The 15445-nt window shown below is 70.8% G+C and carries 15 protein-coding genes; 9 read left to right on the forward strand and 6 right to left on the reverse strand.

Annotation, left to right across the window (positions count from 1 at the left end):
* Window positions 1-104: 104 nt before the first annotated feature.
* Complete coding sequence (locus BBK82_RS52790; RefSeq protein WP_237048428.1) at window positions 105-362, forward strand: helix-turn-helix domain-containing protein; 258 nt, start codon at window positions 105-107, stop codon at window positions 360-362.
* On the opposite strand, the gene BBK82_RS56360 is transcribed toward BBK82_RS52790, so the two are convergent.
* From BBK82_RS56360 to BBK82_RS26215, 3 genes are all read right to left on the reverse strand, one after another.
* Window positions 313-744, reverse strand: a complete 432-nt coding sequence (locus BBK82_RS56360; RefSeq protein WP_335617976.1) for a LapA family protein — start codon at window positions 742-744, stop codon at window positions 313-315. The genes BBK82_RS52790 and BBK82_RS56360 overlap by 50 nt on opposite strands.
* Before the next feature lie 60 nt (window positions 745-804).
* Window positions 805-1155: a DUF742 domain-containing protein gene (locus BBK82_RS26210; RefSeq protein WP_065917389.1), complete on the reverse strand. Its 351-nt coding sequence runs from the start codon at window positions 1153-1155 to the stop codon at window positions 805-807.
* Between the two features lie 216 nt (window positions 1156-1371).
* Window positions 1372-2295, reverse strand: coding sequence for an anti-sigma factor RsbA family regulatory protein (locus BBK82_RS26215; RefSeq protein WP_065917390.1), 924 nt, complete (start codon window positions 2293-2295; stop codon window positions 1372-1374).
* Between the two features lie 101 nt (window positions 2296-2396).
* Between BBK82_RS26215 and BBK82_RS26220 the strand changes: the two genes are divergently transcribed.
* Window positions 2397-3218, forward strand: a complete 822-nt coding sequence (locus tag BBK82_RS26220; protein WP_065917391.1) for a MerR family transcriptional regulator — start codon at window positions 2397-2399, stop codon at window positions 3216-3218.
* A gap of 165 nt (window positions 3219-3383) precedes the next feature.
* Here the strand turns inward: BBK82_RS26220 and BBK82_RS26225 are convergent, their stop codons facing one another.
* From BBK82_RS26225 to BBK82_RS26235, 3 genes are read right to left on the reverse strand one after another with little or no spacing between them, the layout of a single operon-like run.
* Window positions 3384-5144 carry an AfsR/SARP family transcriptional regulator gene (locus BBK82_RS26225; RefSeq protein WP_065917392.1) on the reverse strand — a complete coding sequence of 587 codons (1761 nt, stop codon included), beginning with the start codon at window positions 5142-5144 and terminating at the stop codon, window positions 3384-3386.
* On the reverse strand, window positions 5116-6498 hold the full coding sequence (locus BBK82_RS26230; RefSeq protein WP_065917393.1) for an AMP-binding protein: 1383 nt from the start codon (window positions 6496-6498) through the stop codon (window positions 5116-5118). The genes BBK82_RS26225 and BBK82_RS26230 overlap by 29 nt, the downstream gene beginning before the upstream one ends.
* Complete coding sequence (locus BBK82_RS26235) at window positions 6495-7805, reverse strand: MFS transporter (RefSeq protein WP_218920335.1); 1311 nt, start codon at window positions 7803-7805, stop codon at window positions 6495-6497. Before BBK82_RS26235 ends, BBK82_RS26230 begins: the two co-directional genes overlap by 4 nt.
* Window positions 7806-8044: 239 nt before the next feature.
* Here BBK82_RS26235 and BBK82_RS26240 point away from each other — a divergent pair, with 239 nt between their 5' ends.
* From BBK82_RS26240 to BBK82_RS26270, 7 genes are read left to right on the forward strand one after another with little or no spacing between them, the layout of a single operon-like run.
* The gene (locus tag BBK82_RS26240) at window positions 8045-8263 is read left to right on the forward strand and encodes a phosphopantetheine-binding protein (RefSeq protein ID WP_065917395.1); all 219 of its coding nucleotides are present in this window, start codon (window positions 8045-8047) and stop codon (window positions 8261-8263) included.
* Window positions 8264-8271: 8 nt separating this feature from the next.
* Entirely contained in the window at window positions 8272-11325 is a 3054-nt protein-coding gene (locus BBK82_RS26245) for a non-ribosomal peptide synthetase (protein ID WP_218920336.1), read from the forward strand.
* A gap of 11 nt (window positions 11326-11336) precedes the next feature.
* Window positions 11337-12014 carry an alpha/beta fold hydrolase gene (locus BBK82_RS26250; RefSeq protein WP_218920337.1) on the forward strand — a complete coding sequence of 226 codons (678 nt, stop codon included), beginning with the start codon at window positions 11337-11339 and terminating at the stop codon, window positions 12012-12014.
* Window positions 12011-12700 (forward strand): SDR family NAD(P)-dependent oxidoreductase, encoded by a 690-nt coding sequence (locus tag BBK82_RS26255; protein ID WP_065917398.1) that lies wholly within the window; start codon window positions 12011-12013, stop codon window positions 12698-12700. Before BBK82_RS26250 ends, BBK82_RS26255 begins: the two co-directional genes overlap by 4 nt.
* On the forward strand, window positions 12688-13842 hold the full coding sequence (locus BBK82_RS26260) for a glutamate-5-semialdehyde dehydrogenase (protein ID WP_065917399.1): 1155 nt from the start codon (window positions 12688-12690) through the stop codon (window positions 13840-13842). Before BBK82_RS26255 ends, BBK82_RS26260 begins: the two co-directional genes overlap by 13 nt.
* Window positions 13835-14119, forward strand: coding sequence for an acyl carrier protein (locus BBK82_RS26265; RefSeq protein WP_237047582.1), 285 nt, complete (start codon window positions 13835-13837; stop codon window positions 14117-14119). Before BBK82_RS26260 ends, BBK82_RS26265 begins: the two co-directional genes overlap by 8 nt.
* On the forward strand, window positions 14116-15444 hold the full coding sequence (locus BBK82_RS26270; protein WP_218920338.1) for a TrpB-like pyridoxal phosphate-dependent enzyme: 1329 nt from the start codon (window positions 14116-14118) through the stop codon (window positions 15442-15444). Before BBK82_RS26265 ends, BBK82_RS26270 begins: the two co-directional genes overlap by 4 nt.
* Window position 15445: the final 1 nt, after the last annotated feature.

Raw genomic sequence — 15445 nt, forward strand, 5'->3', positions numbered from 1 at the left:
TGGGCACGTTGCTCGCACCGTCGGACCGCGCGGCGTCGGTCAAGGCGCTGGAGAACGCGCTCGGTCTCTACCGCGAGATCGGCGCGTCCCGGGACAGCGCCCGCGTGCTGGGCCGGCTGCGCAAGCTCGGCAGGCGGCGTCGTGCCGCTCCGGCGCGACCTTCGTCCGGATGGTCCAGTCTGGACGACACCGAACGGGCCATCGCGAACCTGGTCGCCAAGGGTCAGACGAACCGGCAGATCTCGACGCAGCTGTTCATGTCACCGCACACGGTGAACTTCCACCTGCGCAAGATCTTCCGCAAGCTCGGGATCAGCTCTCGCGTCGAGCTGGTGATGAGGTCTCGGGACGACCAGGGGTGACCGAGCGCTTGGCCTGGCGGCGCAGCTGCATGATCCGGGCCGCGCCGACCACCGCCACCAGCAGCGCTCCGCCGATCGCCCCGAACAGCAGCGCCACACCGAGCGGCAACGTGCTCTGGACCCACAGGAAGTGGATGGTGGCGTCGTCGCCGTTCTGCAGGATGAAGACCAGCAGGAAGATCGACACCACGATCGCGACCAGCACCGCCACCCACGCACCGCTGACCCTGGTCGGCCGCGGCTTCTTCGCCGCGGCCCCCGGCGTCACCCCCGGTGGGCTCGCCGGAGGGGTCTTGATCGGGGTCGTCGGAGGAGTCCGCTCCGGCCGTTCCGCCAGTTCGGACTGCCGGGTCGGTTCGAACTCGTCGCTCGGGGTCGCCACGGTCTGATTATCGGTGACCTGGCGCGATTCCGCGCGTTGGCCGATCGAGCGGTTCCGCCGTCACAGCCGCCGCAGACCCGAGAGAACTCGTTCCAGCAGCGCCATGTTCGGCTTGTCGCCCGGCTCGTGCACGGCGACCAGGTTCAGCGTGATCAGGTCGCTCAGCAGCACCCGCGTCACCCCGAGCGGGATCTTCATGAGCGCCGAGATCTCCGCGACCGACCGCGGCTGCAGGCACAGCCTCAGCATCTGGACCTGTTCCGCGGTCGCCCGGTGCAGGCGGTCCTCGTCGGTCGAGAGCAGCGTCTCCAGCCGGAGGTCGTGGCGGGCCGCCGTGCGGCCGCCGGTGCGGGCATAAGGACGGACCAGCGCGCTGTCCCGCGCCGGCACCTGAGGTTCTTCTTCCTGCATCGGCCACTCCGGATGCGGTTCCGGCGGTCGTTGGCGCAACGGTTGCTGACGGGGTAGTTGTTGCGTCTCCATACCGCTCGCGTCGTCCCTTGCATCGCCGCGCAAGCGTCTACGAGTCGCCGGAGACCCGAAACGTGCCCCCGTGTAACCGATTTCCGTCGCTCCTTCGTCGTGCACGTGCCCAAGCTATAACGAGATCGGCCAAATGTATGTCGATCACGTTGCCTTTTTGTTCCCCAGGTCGAATCTGACCTGGATTGCAGTGCCCGACGACGTCGTTTGGGTGCGCACGAGGTCCGCCAAACGGTTGACCAGCAACAGACCGCGACCGCCTGGATCGTTTGCGTGAACAGGTGTGCGTCCGGCCAGAACGTCGGTGATGTGGCCGTTGTCGTTGACTTGGCAAACAATGCTTTCGCTTTCGGTCCAGACCCGGACGGTGCTCTCGCCGCCGCCGTGCCGGACGCTGTTGGTCGCGAGTTCCGTGACCACGAGTGCGAAGTCGTCGACGCGATCGGGCGCGAGACCGAGCTTCGTGGCCTGCTCGCGCGCGAACGCCCGCACCGCCGCCATCGCCCCGGCACCGACGCTCGTGCTGGCGGCGCCCTCCGGGATGAGCAGCGGCATGGTGTGCGCTGCGACGACGACCCGTGCGGGGTGGAAGTGGTCACTGGGACGGTGACCGCCGGCGTCGATCACGACCGGGTGGGTCTTCTCGGCGTCGGCCAGGATGTCGTGGCTGAGCGTGGTGGTGTTGTACGGGCAGAGGATGCTGAGGTCACGGCCGCTGAACGCGTAGTTCACCAGTGCCTCGTGCAGCGCGCAGGCCGGGTACTCGACCTCGCTGCGCCCCTCCCACACCGGTTCGGCGATGATCCGCAACGGCCCGCGGTGCCGGTCGGCGAACGCGCGCAGGTCGGGGATGATCCGGCCGGGGTTGCGGCCGGTGTCCGCCAGGTCGATGAAGGTCACGAGGTGGGCGAACCCGCTGAGCGCCTCCCTGAGCAGCCCGAGGCTGCGGCTGGGCACCGCGATGACGACGGGTTCGGCGTTCGCCAGGCCCTCCACGACGAAGGGGACGATGCCGTCGATGTAGGACTCCTCGTCGGAGTAGAACAGCGCCGGATGTGCGAACGTCATGCGCCACCTCTCGTCAACGCCCCAGGATGCGCACCCGGCGCGCTGCTCAAACCATCATTTCTTGACCCTGACACCGTGTCAGCCCCTACACAGGAGCAGTCATGTTCACCATCGGAGACTTCGCCCATCTGGGGCGTGTGTCGGTGCGGATGCTGCGCCATTACGACGCGGTGGGGTTGCTCCCACCGGCCCACGTCGATCCCGGCTCCGGCTACCGCTTCTACACCGCCGCCCAGCTGCACCGGCTCAACCGCCTGGTCGCGCTGAAGGACCTCGGTCTGACGCTCGAACAGGTCCGCGTGATGCTCGACGAGGAGCTGAGCGTCGAGCAGCTGCACGGCATGCTGTCGCTGCGGCGGGCCGAGCTGCGGCAGCAGATCGTCGCGGACTCGGCCCGGTTGCGCCGGGTGGAGGCACGTCTCCGCGCCATCGAGAAGGAAGGCGCCATGCCTGCCGACGACGTCGTTGTGAAGCCCGTCCCGTCCGCCCGGATCGCCAGGCTGACCGCCACCGCCGCCTCCTACGGCCCGGAGGACATCGGCCCGGTCATCCAGCCGCTGTACCCGGAGCTGCTCTCCCGCGTGGAGCGCGCCGGCGTGCCGATCACCGGCTACGGCATCGCGACCTACGAACCGGCCGAGAGCGACGCGGTGCTCGTGCGCGCCGGCGTCACGGTGTCGGTCGACCCGTCCGACGCCTACGACTTCGAGGTCGTGGACCTGCCCGCGCTGGCGCAGGCGGCGACGATCGTGCACCGCGGGCTGATGGACGACGTCGACGCCACCTACCAGGCGGTGGCGACGTGGATCGAGGCCAACGGGTACCGGCAGAACGGGTTCGCGCGGGAGGTGTACCTGAACTACGGGGACGGGGACCCGGCGGACTGGGTGACGGAGCTGCAGCTGGAGATCGTCAAGCCGTGAGCGCGGCCCGCCGGGGAACGGTGGTGCCGCGGTGGGTGGTGCCGAGGCGGGCCGGGGCGCCCGCCTCGGCGCTGGTCCGAAGTGGACGGTGTGCGCTCGCAGCCGGAACGCTTCTCCGCTGAGTGCGGCTGCTGCGGTCCATCGGGGAGCCGAGGACCGGCCCGGTCAGGCCCGCTGGCCGCCGAGCAGGCCCGCCACGGCCTGGTGCAGCCGGTCCGACCGGTCGTGCAGGCTGAGCGACCGCAGCGTGGCCAGCTCGCCGCGGTACCAGGCCCGGCGGTCCGCTGTGGACCGTCGCTGGTCCACCAGAGCCACGTAGTGCTCGACCACGCGGGAGATCGCGGCCGCGGCGTTGCCGTCCTGGCGTTCCCGCGCGAACAACCGCACGAGGTCGGGCACCCGGTAGCGGTCGATCGTCAAGGCGTCGACCAGGCCCGCGTCGACCAGCCCTTCGGCGATGATCGCGGCCTCGGTCTCCGACCGCCCGATCAACGCGCCGATCGTGTCGGCCGCGACCACCGGCAGGTCCAGCGCGCCCAGCAGCCGCAACGTCGACCGCTCGGCCGAGGTCAGGCCGTCCCAGGCGGTCGACAACCGGTCGCGCACGCTGATGTCCTGCCACGACAGCAGGTCCAGCCGCCGGCGCGGGTCGGCCAGCCGCACGGCGAAGTCCGCCAGCGACCAGTCCGGGCGGGTGGCCAGGCGGTCGCCGACCAGTCGCAACGCCAGCGGCAGGTGCTCGCACAGCCGGGCGATCTCGGCCGCCGGACCCTCGCGGTCACCGACGTGCGACCGCAACAGCTCGACGGCCGACGCACCGGGCAACCGTCCAACGTGGACGTGCGCGCGTCCGGGCACTCCCCGCACCGGCCCGCGGGACGTGACCAGCACACCCACCCCGGCCGGGACTTGGCCCACGTCCGGCACGTCGTCGAGCACCGCCAGCACCCCCGGCGGCAACGAGTGCAGCGCCTCCGCGGACGAGAAGTGCAGGACCCCGACGGGGAAGTGGGCGGCGACCGAGAACGCGGCGTGCGCGGCCAGTGCGGTCTTGCCCACGCCGACCGGGCCGTGCACGGCGCAGACCTGTTCCGAGGCCAGCAACCCGGCCACCGCGGCGATCTCGCGCGACCGGCCGATCAGCAGCCCGCGCGGGGGTGGCGTGCGCGGCCGGACCCGCACGGGCGCCGCGCCGAGCAGCGACGGGTCCTCCTGCAGGATGCGCTGTTGCAGGTCCCGCAACGGTTTCGACGGCTCGATGCCCAGCTCGTTCACCAGCAGCCGGCGCAGGTCCCGGTAGGTGCCCAGTGCGTCCGCCTGGTGCCCGCACTTGTACAGCACCAGCATCAGGTGTGCGTGCAGCCGTTCGCGCAACGGGAACTGCGACACCAGCAGCTTCAGCTCCGGCAGCAACGCCTCGTGCCGGTCCAGCTTGATCTCCGCGTCGATGCGCGCCTCGACGACCGACAGCTGCGACTCCTCCAGCCGCGCCCGTTCGGCCAGCACGGACGGCGTCAGCGGCACGTCGGCGTACGGCACGTCCCGGAACACCGCCAGCGCCCGCGTGAACGCCGACACCGCCTCTTCCAGGTCGGAGGCCGCACGTCCCTGCGTCACCAGGGTTTCGTAGTAGTGCACGTCCATCGCACCGGAAGGCACGGCCAGCTGGTAGCCGGGCGCGCGGGTCAGCAGCACGCCGTCGTCGCGCAACGCGTGCCGCAACCGCCACACGTACCCGGCCAGCAGCCCGGAGGCGGACGCGGGCGGACCGTCGGGCCACAGGTCGGAGATCAACCGGTCCGCCGGCACCACCTGGTTGGCGTTGAGCAGCAACGACGCCAGCAGCGCGCGTTGCTTCGCCGACCCGATGGTGCGCCACGACGACCCGTCGAAGACCTCAACCGCGCCGAGGATCCGGAACCGCACCCGTCACCTCCCCGAGGTCGGAGGCGAGCTTGCGCCGGTCGATCTTCCCGTTGTCGTTCAACGGGAAACCGGACACCGGCGAGAACGTCCTCGGCACCATGTACGAGGGCAGCTCGGCGGCGACCAGACCCTCCAGCTCGGCGGGCGGCGCCGTGCCGGTGTACACGGCGTGCAGCTCGCCGACGGCCAGCACCACCACGTCGTGCACCAGCGGGTGGCGCCGCAGCACCGACTCGATCTCGCCCAGCTCCACCCGGTAGCCGTGGATCTTCACCTGGTCGTCGAGCCGGCCGTGGTGCACCAGCACGCCGTCCTCCCACCGCACCCGGTCGCCGGTGCGGTAGCGGCCGCCGAGGAACCGCCCGACGTTCTGGTCGGGGTCGAGGTACCCGGAGAAGCACTGCGACCCGCCGACGCAGAGCTCCTCGTCCTCGGTGATCTCGAACGACAGGTGCGGGTACACCTCGCCGATCGGCACGGTCCCGTTCGACGTCACCGGCCACACCCCGGGCAGCCGGTAACCGGTGCACGTGACGGTCAGTTCCGTTGGGCCGTAGAGGTTCTCGATCGTCGAGGCGGGTGCCGCGGTGGACCACGCCCGTGCCGCGTCGAGCGTCAGCTGCTCACCCGCGAACAGGCTCCACTGCAGTGTGGGCATGACTCCGGGGCGCAGCTGCCGCAACCGCCGGGCCAGCGAGATGACCGACGGCACCGAGAACCAGTGCGTGATCTCGTGGTCGTTCACGAACCGGACGGGCGCCATCTTGTCGTCCGGTCGCGCCACGATCACCGACGCACCGGCCGACCAGGCGACGAACATGTCGAACACGGACGGGTCGAACGTCAGCTCGAACGTCTGCGACAGCCGGGACTGCGGTGCGACGCCGTAGCGGGCCACGTTGTAGTCCAGGTAGTCCGACACGTTGCGGTGCCGGATCGGCACCCCCTTCGGCGAACCGGTCGAGCCGGACGTGAACAGCGTGTAGGCCACGTCGTCCAGCCCGCCGGAGTACGGCTCGTCCCACGGCTTTCCCGCCGCCACCGCCGACACGACGTGCGTGACCCCCGCGGCGGAGCAGATCGCGGCCACCCGCGCGGCCGGCCAGTCCGGGCTGATCGGCACCACGCCCGCGCCCAGCCGCAACCCGGCCAGGTACCCGACGTAGGCGTCCAGGGTCCGGGTCGCCACGACCCCGACGGAGACGGGCACGTCACCCGCGTCCGACACGATCTGCCTGGCCGTGCGCAGCACCAGGTCGTGCAGGTCGGCGTAGGTCCACGACGACCCGGCGACCAGCGCCACCGCGTCCGGGTGACGCCGCGCCGTCGCGGCGAAGCGCTGCCACAGGGTCACGCCTTCGCCTCCTCGGGCTTGTCCTCCGTGCCCTTCTTGTCGTCCGCGTCTTCCGGCTCGTCCGGCTGGTCGACCGCGGCCACCGCCTCGGGCGTGACGACCCGGAAGAACGGGATGACGATCGCCAGGCACAGCGCGGCGAAGATGCCGAACGCCCAGCGGTAGCCGGCGAACTGCGCGATCACACCGGACAGGAAGGCCGCGATCGGCGAGGCACCCCAGGCGATCATGCGCGCGGCGGCGCTGTAGCGGCCCATCATCTCGGCGGGCACGAACGTCTGCGTGATCACGCGCGAGTTCGCCGTCCACATGACACCACCGGCACCCGCGACGAACGCCGCCGCGCCGATCAGGAAAGCGCTGCCCGGCTCGGCCGGCAGGAACGCGGGCGCGGCGACGAGCGCGAACGAGCCGATGATGTCGACGAACATCGACCAGCGGCGGCCCAGCAGCTTGTTGATCCGCCCGACCAGCAGCGACCCGACCACACCACCGGCGCCGAGCCAGGTGAGCAGCAGGCCGTACTGCTCGGCGGACAACCCGAGCGGGCCGCCGACCGCGTACACCGGGATCAGCGCGAGCCAGGCACCCCAGCAGGCCGCCATCACCGTGATCATCAACGACATCGTGCGCAGGAGCTTGTTGCCGAACAGGAACCCCAGGCCGTCCTTGATCTCCGCGTGGACGGACTTGCGCTCGGTCGTCGGCTCCACCTTGAACTTGCCGACCAGCGAGAGCAGCAGCAGGGCACCGACGGCGTAGACGAGCCCGGAGACGCCGAACGCGATCGCGAAGCCCGCCGCCGTCAGGAAACCACCGATCGGCGTGCCCAGGAAGCCGTTCGCGAGGTACTCCAGGCCGGTGATCCGCTCGGACACCTTCTGCCAGCGCTTCTTCGGGATGGCGTTCGGCAGGATCGCCGCGCCGGACACCCCTGCGAGCACGTCGGCGAGACCGAGCACCAGTGCGACGAGGTAGATCAACGGCAGGTTGACCATCTCGAAGAAGTACGCGAGCAGGATCGCCGCGACCGACAGCGTGCGGGCCATCTCGGCGGCCATCATGAGCGTGCGGCGGTCCATGCGGTCCACGAAGACACCGATGTGCAACGAGGTCAGCAGCCACGGCAACGTCATCAGCGAGGCCACCGCGGTCACGACCATCGGCGAGGTCGTGATGCCGACCGTGAGCAGCGGCAGGGCGACCCGCGTGACCGCGTCCGCGATGTTCGTGGTGCCGGTGAACGCCACCAGCAACCATTCGTTGCGGCGCGCCGTGGCAGGGCGCAGCTCGTCGGGTGAATTCACGGCAGTTCCCCGTCCGTTCGGCCATTTGGTTTTCGAATGGGCAGCTCGGAAAACGCGATAGCACTGGCTTCGAACCGGTGTTTCCGCAGGTGGTGACCGGTCCAGCGAGCGCGCACGAGCTGCCTCTCCATTCCAGGGTGACTCACTATTACCCGACCTCGCAGGCCTGTCCAGCCCGTACAGCGACATTCCATCGCGCGAACATCGAGAAAACATCGGCGCCGCTGAAGCTTGCGTTCATGTCCGACCTGGATTCGGTGATTGCCCGGTACGCGTCGACCGACTTCGACGACTCCACCCCGCTGCTGGAAGCCGGGCTGGAGTCGCTCGCGCTGCTGCGGCTCGCGGTCGAGGTCGCGACGGACGACGACGCGGAGATCGACGCCACGCGGCTCGTCGACCTCCGCACGGTGGGGGACCTGAAGGGCTGGCTGCGCGACTTGGAGGGGGCGGCATGAGATTGCCGATGACGGAGTCCCAGAAGGGGCTGCTGGTCGTCGACGCGGGCGCGCCGGCGGATTCCGTGCTGTACAACCAGCTCGTCCGGTTCGACATCGACCCGGCGCTGAGCGACGAGGCCGTGTCGCGGGCGTTGCTGACGCTGGTGACGATCCAGCCGGCGATGCGCGAGGTGTTCGCCGCGCTGCCGCAGATGCACGCCTCGCTCACGCCACCGCCGGTCGTGCTGCCGATGGAACGCGTGACCGTCCAGCCGTGGGAGTTCGAGCAGGCGCTCGCCGACGTCGCGCAGAAGATCGGCCGGCCGACGTTCGACCTCGCCCGCGGTCCCGCCTACCGGTTCGCGCTGGTGCGGGCGTCCGACCGGAGTGCGGCGGCGGTGCTGCTGGCCGACCACCACATCATCCTCGACGGCATCTCGCTCGGGCCGTTCGTGCGCGACCTCGAAGCCGCGCTGGCGAAGCCGTTGTCCCGGGAGGAGCTCGCGGCCAAGCGGGAGGCGCGCGAGATCGCGTTCGGCAAGGAGCTCGCCGCGCAGACCCGCAGCGCGAGCCCGGAACGCGTCGCGGCACGGGCGGAGGAGTGGGCGGCCCAGCTGCGCGAGGTGCCGCCACTGGTGATCTCGCCACGACCCGGCCGCCCGTCCTACACCTCGTTCAGCGGCGCGCGGATCAGCTGGACGATGTCCAAGGAGGAGGGCAAGGCGCTCACCGACCTGTGCCGCCGGCTGGACGTGACGCCGTTCGTCGTGTTCAGCGGCATGTACGGGCTGGTGCTGGCGCGGCACGGCAACGTCGGCAGCGTGCTGATCGGCAGCCCGTTCATGGCCAGGCGCACGATCGGCGCGTTCGACCTGTGCGGGTTCTTCGTCAACACCCTGCCGGTCACCGTCGAGGCCGAGTGGTCGCGCACGGTCGACGAGCACCTCGGCAAGGTGGTCAAGGGCGCGGTCGACCACTGCCGGTCCAATGTGGACATCACGTTCAACCAGCTGGTCGCGCACGCCAGGCCGGAGCGGTCGAACAACCGCAACCCGCTGTTCTCCGCGATGCTCGCGATGCAGGACACGTTCTCCGAGTCCACCGGCTCGGTGCTGCGGATGCACGAGCTGGGCAACGGCAACGCGAAGTTCGACCTGTGGCTGGGCGCGACCCCGATCGACGGGCACTGGCAGTTCGAGCTGGAGTACGACCGCGAGCTGATCTCACCGGCGACCGCGGACGGGCTGCTCACGTCGTTGCGCTCGGCGATGCGGCGTGCGCTCGCGGACTCGTCGGTCGCGTTGTCCGGCCTCTTCACCGACTGGCCGGTGCCACGCACCGACGGCTGGCACCGCCCGATCGCCGACGGCTCGTTCGCGTCGATCGTCGAGGACGTCGCCGCCGCGCAGCCGGACGCCGTCGCGATCGAGACGCCGGACCGCACGTTCAGCTACCGCGAACTGGTCGCGTCGGCCCGCCGGGTCGCCAACGGGCTGGCCGCCAAGGGGATCGGCGCCGGTGACGTGGTCGGGCTGGTCAACCAGGACCTCGCCGACACCACGATCGCCATCCTCGCGATCCTCCGCCGCGGCGCCGCGTACCTGCCGCTCGACCCGACGCTGCCGGACGAACGGCTCGCGTACATGATCGAGAAGGCCGGCTGCGAGTTCGTCATCGGCCGCGACGCCGACGTGTCCACGTTGGACGGCCCGGACGCGGCGCTGGTGGAGAGCACCGAGCACCCGGTCTACGTCATGTACACCTCGGGGTCGACCGGCAAGCCCAAGGGCGTCGAGATGGGTCACGGCCCGCTCGCGAACCTGACCTCGTGGCAGCTCGCCGCGCTGCACATGGACTCCGACACCCGGTTCCTGCAGTACGCGCCGCTCGGGTTCGACGTGTCGTTCCAGGAGATCATCCCGACGCTGGTCGCGGGCGGCACGATCGTGTCCCGCGAACCGGCCGACCGGCGGATGTTCCCGGCGGTGCTGAGCCGGATCGCCTCGACGCAGGTGACGCACGTGTACCTGCCGGTCGCGGCGCTGCGGCCGTTGGTGCAGCTGGCGAACGCGCGTGGGGTCGTGCTGCCGCACCTGCGCTACCTGTGCGTCTCCGGTGAGCAGCTGATGGTGGACGACGAGGTGCGGACGTTCTTCGAACGCCACCAGCACTGCGTTCTCGTGAACCTCTACGGGCCGACGGAAACGCACGCCGTGACCTCGCACCGGTTGTCGTACCGCAACCACGAGTGGGCCGCGCACGTGCCGATCGGCCTGCCGTACCCAGGGGTGGAGGCCTACGTCGTGGACGCGACCGGGCACCTGGCGCCGCCCGGAGTGGTCGGCGAGCTGTACCTGGGCGGGCTGTGCCCGGCCACCGGGTACGTCAACGACCCGGAGATCACGGCGCAGCGGTTCGTCGCGGACCGGTTCGCGGGACACGGCACCATGTACCGCACCGGCGACCTGGTCGTGCGCGATGACGACGACGTGCTGACGTTCCTCGGCCGCGCCGACGACCAGGTCAAGATCCGCGGCTACCGGATCGAGCTGGGCGAGATCGAGACCGTCGCGAACCGCTGCCCCTCGGTGCACCAGGCCGTCGCGGTCGTGCGCGGCGAGGGCGTGGACCGCGAGCTCGTGCTGTTCGTGGTGCCGTCGGGCGAGCTGGACGCCGACGCGATCAAGGCGGAGATGTCGAGGTCGCTGCCGTCGTACATGGTGCCGATGTGGGTGTTCGAGCTGGACACCGTGCCGACGACGCCGACCGGCAAGACCGACCGGGACGCGCTGGTGGCCCGCAGCGACGAGCTGCTGGTGGCGCCGGCGGAACCGGAGGTCGTCGAGTACGAGGACGAGCTGGAGCGCGAGCTGGCCGGCATCTGGGCGGGCGTGCTGAACGTCGAGCCGATCGTGCGCGACCGGCCGGTGCTGGAGTACGGCGCCCACTCGCTCAACATCTTCACGGTCCTGGCCGAGGTGCAGGAACGCTACGGCGTCCCGGTGCCGATGATCGACTTCTTCGGTTCGCCGACCGTCGCGACGCTGGCCGGCCTGGTCCGCGCCGGGAAGGCGGGCTGATGCTCGGCCGGTTGATCACACTCGTGCGGCGCGGCGACAGGCCGTCCGCGATCCTGCTGCCGGGCGCGGGTGGCGGGCTCAACCCGTACCTGCGCCTGGCCTCCCACCTGGGTGCGCGGTACAACGTGCACGCCGTCCGCGCCGCCGGCCTGGTTCCCGACGAGGAGCCCGAGCGCACGATCGCGGAGATGGCGGACTCGGCGCGGAACGCGGTGGCGGAGGCCGGGATCGAACCCGAGCTGGTGTTCGGGTGGTCGCTCGGCGGCACGATCGGCTGGGAGCTGTGCCAGCGCCTGACCGGTGAGCCGGACCTCGTGCTGGTGGACAGCTCGCCGTTGCCGCGACTCTCCACTGTGGAGGGTGACGCGCAGCTGCGGGAGTTCATCGTCGGCATGCTCGGCCCGCGACCGGACCCGGCCACCGCCGAACGGGTGCGGACGACGTTCGACGCGCAGGTCGCGGCACTCGCGGACTACCGCGGCACCGGCACGTACGCCGGCCGCGTGCTGATGCTCATGTGCCTGGACGACGACTTCCGCGACCGCGACGCGGCCGCGGACCGGTGGCGCGAGCTGGCTCCCGACCTCGTCGCGGGCACGCTGGCGGCCTCGCACTACGAGGTCTTCGACCCCGACCACCTGCCGGAGCTCACGGCACAACTCGACGCGTTCCTGGGGGTGCGGGCATGAGCCTCGCGGTGGTGAGCGGGGGAACCCGCGGGATCGGGCTGGCGCTGAGCCGCCGCCTGACCAAGCTCGGCTACGAGGTCGTCGCGCTGTACCGGTCGGACTCGGCCGCCGCCGAGGCGTCAGGACTGCGGACCTACCAGGTCGACGTGGCCGACCCGGACGCGGTCGCCGTCGTCGCCGACAAGATCGGCCCGATCTCGGTGCTGGTGAACAACGCCGGCGTCAACATCGACAAACCCTTCCTGGACCTGTCCGTCCAGGACTGGAAGACCGTCGTCGACACCAACCTGTCCGGCGCGTTCTACCTGACGAAGGCGTTCGTGCCGATGATGGACGAGGGCACCGTCATCAACGTCGGTGCCACCACCGGGATGCGGGCGCGGGCCAACGGCGCCAACTACTGCGCGTCCAAGGCCGGTCTGCTGCACCTGACCAAGTGCCTGGCGCTGGAGCTGGCCCCGAAGATCAGGGTCAACTGCCTGATCCCCGGCATGACCGAGACCGACGAGCTGGTCACCCGGTTCCGGCTGGACGACCCGGTCGCGCGGGCCCAGGTGATCTCGGAGATCCCGGTCGGCCGGATGGGCACCGTCGAGGACGTCGCCGACGGGCTCGAGTTCCTCGTGAACGGCACGTACGTGACCGGGCAGAAGCTGATCGTGGACGGTGGCCAGTGGATGTGGTGACGAGTGCGGCGCAGGCCCGTGTGGCCGCCCCGCCACCGGGTGACCCCCGGTACGCCGACTACTGCTCCGAGCTCGCGGCCGGTCTGACGGAGGACTGGACGCGGGTGCTGGCCGCGAACGCCGCCGACTGCGCCGAGTCCGGCCTGACCGGTGAGCTGCTGGACCGGCTCACGCTGGCGCAGCGCCACCTCGACGTGCTGCTGAAGCTGGCCGAGGACGTGCGCGCCGAGCTGCCGCGGGTCACCGGGCGGGTCGGCAACCGGATCGCCAAGCCGCTCGGCGTGCTCCTGATGATCTACGAAGCGCGGCCGACGGTCACGATCGAGGGCGCGCTGCTGCCCGTCGCGGTCGGCAACGCGGTGATCCTGCGCGGTGGCAAGGAGATGGCTGCCACCAACGCCGAGCTCGGCCGGATCGCGGCCGAGGCGGCGGCGCGTGCCGGGCTGCCGGACGGGATCGTGCAGGTCGTCACCGACCACGACCGGCGCGTGGTGCGGGAGCTGTTGAAGCGGCACGACGTCATCGACGCGCTGATCCCGCGCGGCAGCCCCTCGCTGATCGACTACTGCCTGTCGGCGTCGACGATCCCGGTGATCGCGTCCGGTGGCGGGGTGAACCACCTGTACGTGGACGCCAGCGCGGACGTCCCGCTCGCGGTGGCCATCGCACTGGACAGCAAGCTGCCGGAGCCGACCGCGTGCAACACCCTGGAAATGGTGCTGGCGCACGAGGACATCGCCGCTGAGCTGGTCGAGGCCTTCGAGGCGGCCCGGGACGGCTGGGCGTTGAAGCTCGACCTGGACGCGCACGACTACGGCCGCGAGTTCCTGGACCGGACGATCGCGCTGCACCAGGTGTCCTCCGTGGACGACGCCGTCGCGCACATCCGCCGGTACGGGTCGGGGCACACCGAAGGAATCGTCGCCTCCGATCGTGCGGTGGTGACGCGGTTCCTGAACACCGTGGACGCGGCCGCGCTGGTGGTAAACGGGTCGTTGCGGCTGCACGACGGCCCGACCATGGCGCTCGGGCCGGAGCTGTCGATCAGCACGGGCCGGCTGCACGTGCGCGGGCCCGTGGGCCTGTCGGCGTTGCTGACCTACAGCTGGGTGATCGAGGGGGAGGGGGCGCTGCGTGGGTGAGATCGGGGCGGCTGAGATCAGGGCGGCTGAGATCGGGTACGTCGTGAAGAAGCTGGTCATCCGCGAGTCGCGGCTGGCGCTCGACCCCTCCGAGCTGGCCGACGACGAGCCGTTGAACGGGTCGTTGCTGCGGATCAACTCGCTGGGGTTCCTCGGGATGCTGGTGAAGCTGGAGGACGAGCTGGACGTGACGCTGCCGGACGACCTGTTCGCCGGCCGCAAGTTCACGACCGTCGCGGACATCGTGGACGTGGTCACGACGGCGGTGGACTCGTGACCACGCCCAAAATGATCACGCACTGGCGGAGCGTGTTGCCGCACCTGGTTTACGACCTGCCGCCGGACCTGACGCCGGAGACCTCGTCCGGTGCGGTGACCGCCGGGCTGCCGTTGGAGCTGGTGCGGCAGTCGGTGTCCTCCAAAGAGTTCTGGGAGATCCCGGAACCGGTGCTGGAGCGGTACCGGTCGTACCGGCCGTCGCCGTTGTGGCGGGCGCGGCGGTTCGAGGAGGAGGTCGGCGCCCGCGTGCCGATCTACGTGAAGTACGAGGGCGGCAACATCTCCGGCAGCCACAAGCTGAACACCGCCCTGGCGCAGGCCCACTACTACCACCGAGCGGGCTTCCGCGAGCTGGTCACCGGCACCGGTGCGGGCCAGTGGGGAACGGCGCTGGCGGCGGCGTGCGCTGCGTTCGGGATGACCTGCACGGTGTTCATGGTCGGCGGTTCGTTGCGGGACAAGCCCTACCGGGGCAGCCTGATGCGGTTGTTCGGGGCGGAGGTGCACGCGTCGCCGAGCACGCTGACGGAGGTCGGGCAGTCCGGGGCGCAGGCGAACAGCCTGGCGCTGGCGATCGGGGAGGCGGTCGAGTACGCGGCGGCCGACCCGAAGCGGGCGTTCTGCATCGGGTCCGGCGAGACGTACTCGATCCTGCACCAGACGGTGATCGGGCTGGAGGCCGTGGAACAGCTGCCGGAGCCGGTCGACGTCGTGGTCGGCTCGGTGGGGGCGGGGTCGAACTTCGGCGGGATCGCGCTGCCGTTCTTCGCGCGGGGTTCCGGTGAGCGGTTGCTGGCGGTCGAGTCGTCGGCGACGCCGAAGCTGACCCGCGGTGTCTACGCCTACGACCACACGGATGCGACGGGCACCGGGCCGGTCGAGGCGATGTACACGATCGGCTCGTCGTACGGGATCCCGCCGTCGCACTCGGCGGGGCTGCGGTTCCACGGTGCGGCGAAGGTGATCTCGGCGATGCGGCACCACGGGCAGGTGGACGCGGTCGCGGTGGGGCAGCGGACGGCGCTGGAGGCGGCACGGGTGTTCGCGATGAGCGAGCTGGTGCTGCCGGCGCCGGAGTCCGGGCACGCGCTGGCGGCGGCGATCGAGGTCGCGACGAGCGGTGTGGCCCCGGGCGATGCGGCGGCGGCCGGTGGCGCGGGTGGTGCTGACGGCAAGGCGCGGCAGGGCGTGCTCGTGTGCGTCAGCGGCCACGGCCTGCTCGACCTCTCCGCCTACGACCGGCTCCTCGCCGGCCTGCCCGAGGACGCCCTCGCCGACGAGGAAGCCCTGCGCGCCGCCGTGTCCGGGCTGAGGAGGGTCTGAC

The organism is Lentzea guizhouensis (genome assembly GCF_001701025.1).
Classification (GTDB): domain Bacteria; phylum Actinomycetota; class Actinomycetes; order Mycobacteriales; family Pseudonocardiaceae; genus Lentzea; species Lentzea guizhouensis.